Below are 9936 nucleotides of genomic sequence, written 5' to 3' on the forward strand. Positions count from 1 at the left end.
TTCCCTATACTTGATTGTTAACGCCCATAATGTTAACAAATTTAATCTTTAATTAACATATTTGCCAGCACTAAATTTGCTGACAATCAGTGTGAGAATCGCATGGCAGAGCAAGACAAACCCGAGGTCGTCGACGTCCACCCCGATAAACGACAACATCAGGATCACAAGAATAAAGAAGACGCAGATCTGCGTGGCAGTAAAGGGCGGCTAAAAGCCATTGCCAGTGAATATTATGTCGATGCGCGCCTGCAGGAGGTTGAGCAGGAAGATCTCGCGCATCGCAGTGCCACCCGCCAGCGTCATGTGATGCAAAAGCAGCAGGCTAACCTCGAAGCCATCATTGCTCTGACTTACGACCAGTGTCATAGCGAAACCGCTCAGACCCCGGACCCAGATTGGCTGGTTCGTTTTTTCGATTTAGCCCGCAATATTCACGGCCATGCAATGCAGCAGTTGTGGGCGAAGATTCTCAAACAAGAAATGCTCCGCCCTGGCAGCACCTCAATTAAAGCCCTGACCATTCTCGAGACTATGACCCAGCGCGAAGCGCAAGCACTGCAACGCGCCTGTGCATTGTCCAGCACCTTTGGGCAAGACAGCACCAAAAAGCTAGTCACTGGTTTTCGCCGCCGTCAAGGCTTGGTGCAACTGCTACGCCCAGAGCCGCCTCATAAGCTCTCGCTGGGTCACTACCAACTGTCTTACACCGACTTAATGCTGTTGATGGACTTGGGGCTGATCCTGCGCACCGAGCTTGAATCTGGTGTGATTGAAATGCAGCCAGCGATGCCGTTTAAACTGCAAGACACCCAATACATGCTCACCCCGCTCCACAAAGGGATGCGTCTTTATTATTACCGCTTTAGCCCCACTGGCCATGAGCTAGCAAAACTGGTCGGTAAACGCGTGCATCCCGATTATCACCACGCCATTTGTGCGTTGCTCGCCGAAGGCTTTGAGATGCACAGCGATGTGGGTGATACGGTCAACACTCACGCTTAATCTGACGAGCGCAACACCCCGCGCTCACGCAGTACGTGAAGACAGGTCGCCACATGCTCGGCGACGCTGAGATCACCGCTTAAATGGATCGCCGGTGTTCGCGGTGGCTCATAGTCGGAAGATATGCCGGTAAACGCAGGGATCTCGCCGGCACGTGCCTTTTTGTACAGTCCTTTGGGGTCGCGCTGCTCACACACCGCCAGCGGCGTATCGACAAAGACTTCGATAAACTGCCCCTCTGGCAAACGCTCGCGCACCCGCTCTCGCTCCGCGCGAAACGGAGAGATAAAGGCACTCAAGACAATCAGGCCAGCATCAGTCATCAACTTAGCCACCTCGCCAATTCGGCGAATGTTTTCGGCTCTGTCCTGATCGGAAAAACCTAGATCGCGACATAAGCCATGGCGAATATTATCGCCATCCAGCAAATAGGTATGGTGCCCTTCGGCCACCAAGGCCGCCTCCAGCGCGCCGGCGATGGTCGATTTGCCCGAGCCAGACAAGCCGGTAAACCAAAGCACGACCGGCTGCTGCTGCTTTTGTTCACTGCGCGTTGTTTGATCAACACTATGTGTATGCCAGATCACGTTAGGATCGGAAGACGATATAAAAGATTGCGTCATAAATAGTCTCTCCGTCCGCCATGCCAAAATACGTGTGTTATCACGATTCACCTATTCTCTTATCATTGCCTTGATGAGATCTCGTATCGGGCTAGCGAATGATGTGGCTAGCCCGATATAGGGCTTATTAACACTCAGGTATTATCTATCCCAGCTGACCAAGATCCCGCGCTTGCCAATGCGGAAAGTGCTTGCGGATCAGCTGGTTTAACTCAAGCTCAAACGCTGAGAACGACGAGGTGGTTTGCGGCTGCGCCTCGGCCACATGACGGATSATGCCCGCGCCGACCGTCACATTGGTGAGGCGATCAATCAGGATAAAGCCACCGGTATTCGGGCTATCGTGATAGGTATCCAGCGGCACCGCTTCGCTCAGGGTCAAGGTGCAACGGCCAATGCCATTAAGCGGCAAGGTGTCTGCGTCATGAGTGTTAAGCGTATTAACATCGACCCCATACGACAGTGCCTCAACCTGCGCCGAGGTTTTCTTGCTGGCCAACTTAATGTCATATTCTCGCCCCGGTGCCAGTGGAGTTTGCGTCATCCACACCACGTCGGCGTCAAACCGTTGACCCACCGCCACGTCATCATCCGCTCGCACCAAGAGATCGCCACGCGAGATATCAATTTCTCTATCTAAAGTGAGGGTGACCGCTTGACCGCTAAAGGCAAATTCACGATCACCGTTAAAGGTGACGATGCGCGCGACCTTCGCGGTAAGCCCAGAAGGGAGTACTTTAACCTCATCGCCCACATGCAACTCACCACTGGCAAGGGTGCCTGCATAGCCACGGAAGTTCAGATCCGGTCGATTGACATACTGCACCGGAAAACGGAACGCACCCGTCCCGCGCGATTTTTCAATGTCGATGGCTTCTAGCTGGCTGAGCAGCGGCTCGCCTTGATACCACGCCATCGCGTCACTGGCATTGACTACGTTGTCGCCTTCCAGTGCCGACAAAGGCACCATAGACACTGACAAGCCAGGGTTGAGCTGATCGGCAAACGCCAGATATTGCTGTTGAATTTCATCAAACCGAGCTTGACTATATGCCACCAAATCCATCTTGTTCACCGCTACCACAAAATGCTGAATACCCAGCAAGTTAGCAATGTACGAATGACGGCGGGTCTGATCCAAGATGCCGTGACGGGCGTCGATTAAGATCACCGCTACATCACAGGTCGACGCGCCGGTGGCCATATTACGGGTGTACTGCTCATGGCCTGGGGTATCGGCGATAATAAACTTACGCTTGGCGGTGGAGAAATACCGGTACGCCACATCAATGGTGATCCCCTGCTCGCGCTCGGCTTGCAGGCCGTCTACCAGTAGCGCCAGATCCGGTTTCTCGCCCGTGGTGCCGACACGCTGGCTGTCGGCATGGACAGCAGCCAGCTGATCTTCATAGATCTGTTGCGAGTCGTGCAGCAAGCGGCCAATCAAGGTCGATTTACCATCATCGACCGAGCCACAGGTCAAAAAGCGCAATAAACTTTTGTGTTGGTGCTGTTGCAGATAACCCTCAATACCCAGATCGGCCACCTGTTGTTGAATTGCTGGATTCATGACTGCTCCTTAGAAATAACCCTGACGCTTTTTGCGCTCCATGGATCCGGACTGATCGTGGTCGATCGCCCGCCCTTGGCGTTCACTTGAGGTCGCGACCAACATCTCTTCGATGATCTCTGGCAAGGTGGTCGCGGTGGATTCAATCGCCCCGGTAAGCGGGTAGCAGCCCAGCGTGCGGAAACGTACCGATTTATGCATCACGGTTTCCTCGGGTCCAATCGGCATCCGCGCATCATCGACCATGTACAAGGTGCCCTCACGCTCCACCACCGGGTGTTCAGCCGCCAAGTAAAGCGGGACAATATCGATATTTTCCAGATAGATGTATTGCCAGATATCGAGCTCAGTCCAGTTAGAGAGCGGAAACACGCGAATACTCTCGCCCGGATTTACTTGACCGTTATAGTTGCGCCACAACTCTGGCCGTTGGTTTTTCGGATCCCAGCGATGGTTCTTATCGCGGAACGAATAGACGCGCTCTTTGGCGCGGGATTTTTCTTCGTCCCGACGCGCGCCGCCAAATGCCGCATCAAATTTATATTGATCCAGCGCCTGCTTCAGCGCTTGGGTTTTCATGATGTCGGTGTGCTTGTCGGAGCCGTGATCAAAAGGATTGATCCCCTGAGCCATCCCTTCTGGATTTTTGTGCACAATCAGATCTAGCCCCAGCTCTTTAGCGGTGCGATCGCGAAAGGCAATCATGTCGCGAAACTTCCAGTCGGTATCGACATGCAACAGCGGAAACGGGATCTTACCGGGGTAAAAGGCTTTGCGTGCTAAATGCAGCATCACCGACGAATCTTTACCAATTGAATACAGCATCACGGGGTTATCAAACTCCGCTGCGACTTCCCGCAGTATATGAATGCTCTCGGCTTCCAACTGCTGGAGGTGAGTCAGTGTTTTTGCGTCCATCTTCATTATCCTTTAAGCGAAGTTAACCACGGCGGTTGGCGCTTGCGTGGGATCAGCATCGGTTGCCACATTATTATCACCAAACCAAGTCAGCTGACCGGCGAGGGCCGCGACTTCGCCCACTACAATTAGGGCTGGCGACGCCGCTTGCTCAGCCAGCGACGGTAAATTATTGAGTTGACCGGTAAAGACTTTTTGCTCTGGACGCGTGCCGTTTTCAATCACCGCCACAGGAGTGTCCGGTGAACGGCCATGAGCCAAAAGCTGGCTTTGAATGTGGGCCGACTTCATTAGCCCCATGTAGATCACCAAGGTTTGCTGCGCGCGTGCCAAGGTGGCCCATTCCAGCGTGTCTTGTTCTTTTTTCAAATGGCCGGTAATAAACAGCGCCGTTTGGGCGTGATCGCGATGGGTTAGCGGAATACCGGCATACGCCGTTGCCCCTGCAGCGGCGGTGATACCAGGCACCACTTGAAACGAGACTCCGGCGTTGGCCAGTGTTTGTAACTCCTCGCCACCACGGCCAAACATAAACGGATCGCCTCCTTTTAAGCGCACCACCCGTTTTCCCGCTTGGGCATGCTCCACCAATAGACGATTAATGTCGTCTTGGCTCACACTGTGGTAGCTCGCCCGTTTGCCCACGCAAACCAGCTCTGCATCTCGGCGACACAACTCCATAATCGGCTCAGCGACTAAATAGTCGTATAACACCACATCGGCTTGCTGCATCAATTGCAACGCGCGCAAGGTCAATAGCCCAGGATCCCCTGGCCCGGCGCCAATCAAGGCCACTTCGCCTTGGGTGGTGATTTGTCCACTGAGCTGTTCAAGCGCCTGCTCGGCTTGCTGGTGTTTGCCCGCCGCGACTAAATCAGCAAACCGGCCACTAAAAGCGGCTTCCCAGAATTTACGCCGCCCCGTTAAGGTCGGAATGCGTGCTTTCAGTTTGTCGCGAAACGCGCCCGCCATCGCTGCCATTTTGCCGATATGTTGGGGGACCAAGGTTTCAATTTTTTCACGTAGCATCCGTGCCAATACCGGCGCTTTACCGCCCGACGAGATAGCAATGATAATGGGGGAGCGATCCACTAAAGAAGGGACAATAAAGCTACATTTAGGGGTGTCATCGACGACATTGACCAAAATATTGCGGCTGTCAGCGGCCGTGGAGACCAGCTCGTTGACTAAGGCATTATCGGTCGCCGCAATTGCCAGCATGTTTCCATCCAGGTGTTCGGGACGAAACGCCTCGCGCAACACCGTCAACTTTCCTTGCGCTTGCGCCTCTTCAATTTCACGGTCGACCTCAGGGGCCACTAAGGTGACCGCCGCCCCGACTTTGAGTAGCATGCGGGTTTTTCGCCATGCCACTTCGCCACCGCCCACCACGAGGCAAGGACGGTGTTTGAGCTGAGCAAAAAGAGGAAGATAATCCATGATCGCGCATTTCCTTGATGACAATACCGCCACTATATCGCCCCACAACTATTACCTGAAATTCTATAAATTCATTTTTTATTCTTTTTAGTGCTTTAGGAGTAGTGGAATGGATAAGGCATCGGGTCAATCAAACAATGACTGCGATCGCAAAGCGCTCAATTGCCGCCTCAGGGCCCTGCAACGGTTCGATAAAGCCGATCAAGCGCACAGCTTCATATGAATGATAAACGGCATAATTCAATTGCTTGATAACTAACGCACACTTTTCACTTGGAGATCCTGTTATGCGTTTGCTCCCTTCTGCTGTCGCCACCGCGGTGGTTGCCGGTCTGTTTGCCGCATCTGGCAGTGCCTTTGCCGATACCATCAACTTGCGTGTGATTGAAACCACCGATATTCATACTAATGTGATGGATTACGACTACTACAAAAACAAGCCGTCACAAAAAATCGGCTTGGTCCGCGCCGCGACCGTAGTCAAACAAGCTCGCGATGAAGCACAAAACGCGCTATTGGTCGATAACGGTGACCTGATCCAAGGCAGTCCAATGGGCGATTACATGGCGAGCAAAGGCATCCAACCTGGCGAAGTGCACCCAGTGTACAAAGCGATGAACTTGCTCAATTATGAAGTGGGAAACATCGGTAACCATGAATTCAACTATGGCTTGGCCTTTTTAAAAGAGTCAATCAACGACGCTAACTTCCCGTATATCAACGCCAACGTGTTTGATGCCGATAGCGGCGAGCACTACTTCGACCCGTATTTAATTAAAGAATACCAACTCAAAGATGAAGACGGTGATAGCCACACCATCAAAGTCGGTTACATCGGCTTTGTCCCGCCACAGATAATGACTTGGGATAAAGCCAATCTCGAAGGAAAGGTGATCGCCAAAGACATTAAACAAACCGCAGAAAAGTTAGTGCCGGAAATGAAAGCCAAAGGGGCCGATGTGGTCGTGGCTATTCCTCACTCAGGTATTTCACAAGCGCCTTATAAAGCGATGGCAGAAGACTCTGTGTATTACCTCACGGATGTCGACGGTATTGATGCCATTGCCTTTGGTCATTCACATGCCGTCTTCCCTGGAGAAGACTTCGCCAACATTCCCGGTGCGGATATCGATAAAGGCACGATCAATGGTGTGGCCAGTGTAATGGCCGGCCGCTGGGGCAGCCATGTCGGAGTGATAGATCTGGCGCTCGAGCAAGTCGATGGTCAATGGCAAGTCACAGGCAGCCAGGCTCAGGCGCGTCCAATTTTTGATCAAGCGAATAACAAGGCCTTAGTCGAGGCCGATGAAGCTTTGCTTAAGGCTGTGGAGTCAGACCATAAAGCCACACAAGATTTCGTCAATCAGCCAATTGGTCAAGCTAATGATGTGATGTATTCCTACTTGGCCCTGCTTCAAGACGATCCGACCGTACAAATCGTTAACCTCGCACAGCAAGACTATGTCGAGCGCATGATTCAAGGGGACCCTGACTTAGCCGATCTGCCGGTGCTGTCTGCCGCCGCGCCTTTTAAAGCCGGTGGTCGCAAAAACGATCCGAGCAACTTTACCGAAGTGGAGGCGGGCCAACTGACGTTCCGTAACGCCGCCGATCTTTATCTGTACCCGAATACCTTGGTGGCACTGAAAGTCTCTGGTGCCGAGCTTACCCAATGGCTAGAGTGCAGTGCCGGCCAGTTTAACCAAATCGATCCCAACACAGAGCAGCCCCAGTCACTGGTGAACTGGGATGGATTCCGCACCTATAACTTTGATGTCATTGACGGTGTCGAGTATCAGATTGATATCACCAAGCCTGCCCGCTACGACGGTGATTGCAATGAGGTCAATTCAGACGCGTCGCGAATCATCAATCTGACCTATCAAGGTGAGCCGGTTGACCCTGAGCAAACCTTCCTGATAGCGACCAACAATTACCGTGCCTATAGTGGTAAGTTCCCAGGCACCGGCAGTGACCATATCGCCTTTGCCGCGCCGGATGAAAACCGTACCGTGGTCGCCAACTACATCAGCCGTGTGAGTCAAGAAGAAGGCCAAGTCACAGTGAGTGCGGATAACAACTGGTCCATCGCGCCTATCGAAGGCGACGCTGTGGTCAGCTTTGAAACCTCACCGAGCGAGAAAGCGGCGCAATTTATCGAGCAAAAAGGCCAATGGTCAATGCGCCGCCAAGGCACTGATGAAGTGGGATTTGGCGTTTATCATGTTGATTTAAGCCAGCCTCGTCAGTAGCTGGTTAACGACACCCACTAAATAGCTTTTGAATACCGCAGCCTGTCTGCGGTATTTTTTTACTTTCCCCTTTGGAGTTTTGGTATGGATTGGCAAATCGTGACATTTGACGCGCTTGATACGCGCACCTTATTCACACTGATGAAATTACGGGTAGATGTGTTTGTAGTGGAACAAGCCTGTGCCTACCCAGAGCTTGATGCGCTCGACACCGCGCCAGAGACGCTGCATTTAATGGGCTGGCTGAATGGCGAGCTGGCGGCTTATGCCCGTGTGCTGGCACCAGGTGCAAGTTACTCAGGCGCCAGCATTGGCCGTGTGATCGTTGCGCCCGCTCACCGAAACGGTCAATGGGGGCATCAATTGGTTCGCCACGCGATTCAGGCTTGCCAGCAACATTGGCCACATGATGATATTGAGATTGGCGCACAAACACATTTACAGCGGTTTTATCAAACCCATGGCTTTTCGGCGTTTTCCGACGCCTACTTAGAAGATGGGATCCCCCATATTGATATGCGTTTATCGGTAAGTGACGCATCCGCCGTTTAAAGCAAAAAATCCCGCTGAATCAGCGGGATTTTGTTTTCATCTATTGGCGGTATAACCTATTTGGTTAGACGGAAGCGCTGCATGGTCGTTTGCAGTGATTGCGCCAACTGGCTGAGCTCGCTACAGGCTTGTGCGGTTTGATCAGCACCGCCAGCGACTTCTTGTGACGAATCATTGATGCGCTCAATGTTACGGCTTAGCTCATCCGCTACCGAATCTTGCTCGCCACAGGCACTGGCAATTTGCATGCCCATATCAGCGATGTTTTCAACCGAGGTTTCAATCCCACGCACCAGCTGTTGAGCCTGGTCGCCCTGCGCTACGCATTGCTCAATGCTCTCACAGCTTTGCGTGGTGGCATTGCGCGCTTGCGTGGCGTGTTGCTGCAGTTTTTCGATGATGGTGGTAATTTCGCCCGTTGAGTCTTGGGTACGGCCCGCTAAAGTACGCACTTCATCGGCCACCACCGCAAAGCCACGACCCGATTCACCGGCACGCGCTGCTTCAATCGCCGCGTTCAAGGCCAACAAGTTGGTTTGCTCAGCAATATCACGAATGACATCCACCACCATGTTGATTTGTTTCGACTGCTGATCGAGCTCACTCACGGTATCGCCGGTTTGACGCATGTCTTCTGCCACTTTACGAATCGAGGCTACCATGCCATCAATGTCTTTGGCGCCCATACGTGATTGTTCACTCGCTTCGTTGGCGGCGGTGGATGAGCTTTCGGTATTCTGCGCCACGTCGGCAACGGTTGCCTTCATTTGTGCCATCGCGGTCGCCACTTGTGATACTTCATGTTGCTGACTTTGCATCCCGCTTGAGGTTTGGCTCGATACGGCACTGACCTCTTCGACTGCACTGCTCAATTGGGTTACCGGGCAATTACTTCTNGCAAATATCACGAATAACATCCACCACCATGTTGATTTGTTTCGACTGCTGATCGAGCTCACTCACGGTATTGCCCGTTTGACGCATGTCCTCTGCTACTTTGCGAATCGATGCCACCATCCCATCAATATCTTGCGCCCCCATACGGGACTGCTCTCTCGCTTCGTTGGCGGCGGTGGATGAGCTTTCGGTATTCTGCGCCACGTCGGCAACGGTTGCCTTCATTTGTGCCATCGCGGTCGCCACTTGTGATACTTCATGTTGCTGACTTTGCATCCCGCTTGAGGTTTGGCTCGATACGGCACTGACCTCTTCGACTGCACTGCTCAATTGGGTTACCGCGGCAATTACTTCTTCAATCAACGTGCGCAGACTATCTTGCATGGCGATGCTTGAGTCTGCCAATTGACCCATTTCATCATTACCAATCTGGCTGCGATCCAATTGATAGCTCAAATCACCTTTGGCAATCGCAGAAGACTGCTCCATCACTAAACGCAACGGATTGATGATCGCACGAGTAAACACCACTGCCACCACAATCATAAAGGCGATCACCGCAAGCAGTACCCCGACAATGGTCATGCTCACCGTCGACACTTGATTCAGCATGGAGGTGCGGTTTGAGTCAATAAAACCTTGGGTCAGCTCAGACATTTCTTTAAGCGCTTTATCTAAC

General features: G+C 52.5%; 8 protein-coding genes and 1 pseudogene. 3 read left to right on the forward strand and 6 right to left on the reverse strand.

Annotated features, from left to right (window positions below; translation table 11 throughout):
• Nucleotides 1-102 precede the first annotated feature (102 nt).
• The gene (locus tag BZG13_RS14665) at nt 103-1005 is read left to right on the forward strand and encodes a TIGR03899 family protein (protein WP_077458108.1); all 903 of its coding nucleotides are present in this window, start codon (nt 103-105) and stop codon (nt 1003-1005) included.
• Here the strand turns inward: BZG13_RS14665 and cysC are convergent.
• The 4 genes from cysC to cysG all read right to left on the reverse strand — a co-directional run bounded on the left by cysC (nt 1002) and on the right by cysG (nt 5556).
• A complete protein-coding gene (gene cysC, locus BZG13_RS14670; protein WP_077487152.1) occupies nt 1002-1628 on the reverse strand; it encodes an adenylyl-sulfate kinase in 627 nt (208 codons plus the stop codon). The two genes, BZG13_RS14665 and cysC, sit on opposite strands and share 4 nt — an antisense overlap.
• 145 nt (nt 1629-1773) lie before the next feature.
• Entirely contained in the window at nt 1774-3198 is a 1425-nt protein-coding gene (gene cysN / locus BZG13_RS14675; RefSeq protein ID WP_077487153.1) for a sulfate adenylyltransferase subunit CysN, read from the reverse strand.
• A gap of 9 nt (nt 3199-3207) precedes the next feature.
• A complete protein-coding gene (cysD, locus tag BZG13_RS14680) occupies nt 3208-4116 on the reverse strand; it encodes a sulfate adenylyltransferase subunit CysD (RefSeq protein WP_077487154.1) in 909 nt (302 codons plus the stop codon).
• A 12-nt stretch (nt 4117-4128) separates the two neighbouring features.
• Complete coding sequence (cysG, locus tag BZG13_RS14685) at nt 4129-5556, reverse strand: siroheme synthase CysG (RefSeq protein WP_077487155.1); 1428 nt, start codon at nt 5554-5556, stop codon at nt 4129-4131.
• A 287-nt stretch (nt 5557-5843) separates the two neighbouring features.
• On the opposite strand from cysG, the gene cpdB reads away from it, so the two are divergent.
• Together cpdB and BZG13_RS14695 are read left to right on the forward strand one after the other, a co-directional pair.
• On the forward strand, nt 5844-7808 hold the full coding sequence (gene cpdB, locus BZG13_RS14690; RefSeq protein WP_077487156.1) for a 2',3'-cyclic-nucleotide 2'-phosphodiesterase: 1965 nt from the start codon (nt 5844-5846) through the stop codon (nt 7806-7808).
• 84 nt (nt 7809-7892) lie between these two features.
• Complete coding sequence (locus BZG13_RS14695) at nt 7893-8360, forward strand: GNAT family N-acetyltransferase (RefSeq protein ID WP_077459992.1); 468 nt, start codon at nt 7893-7895, stop codon at nt 8358-8360.
• Nucleotides 8361-8416: 56 nt separating this feature from the next.
• Here BZG13_RS14695 and BZG13_RS14700 read toward each other — a convergent pair.
• Both BZG13_RS14700 and BZG13_RS14705 read right to left on the reverse strand, forming a co-directional pair.
• A pseudogene (locus tag BZG13_RS14700) lies at nt 8417-9241 on the reverse strand (methyl-accepting chemotaxis protein); the annotation flags it as partial.
• A gap of 7 nt (nt 9242-9248) precedes the next feature.
• Entirely contained in the window at nt 9249-9914 is a 666-nt protein-coding gene (locus tag BZG13_RS14705) for a methyl-accepting chemotaxis protein (protein ID WP_131825406.1), read from the reverse strand.
• Between the last annotated feature and the right edge of the window lie 22 nt (nt 9915-9936).

It is taken from the genome of Salinivibrio sp. ML323, from assembly GCF_001995745.1.
Taxonomy (GTDB): Bacteria; Pseudomonadota; Gammaproteobacteria; order Enterobacterales; family Vibrionaceae; genus Salinivibrio; species Salinivibrio kushneri.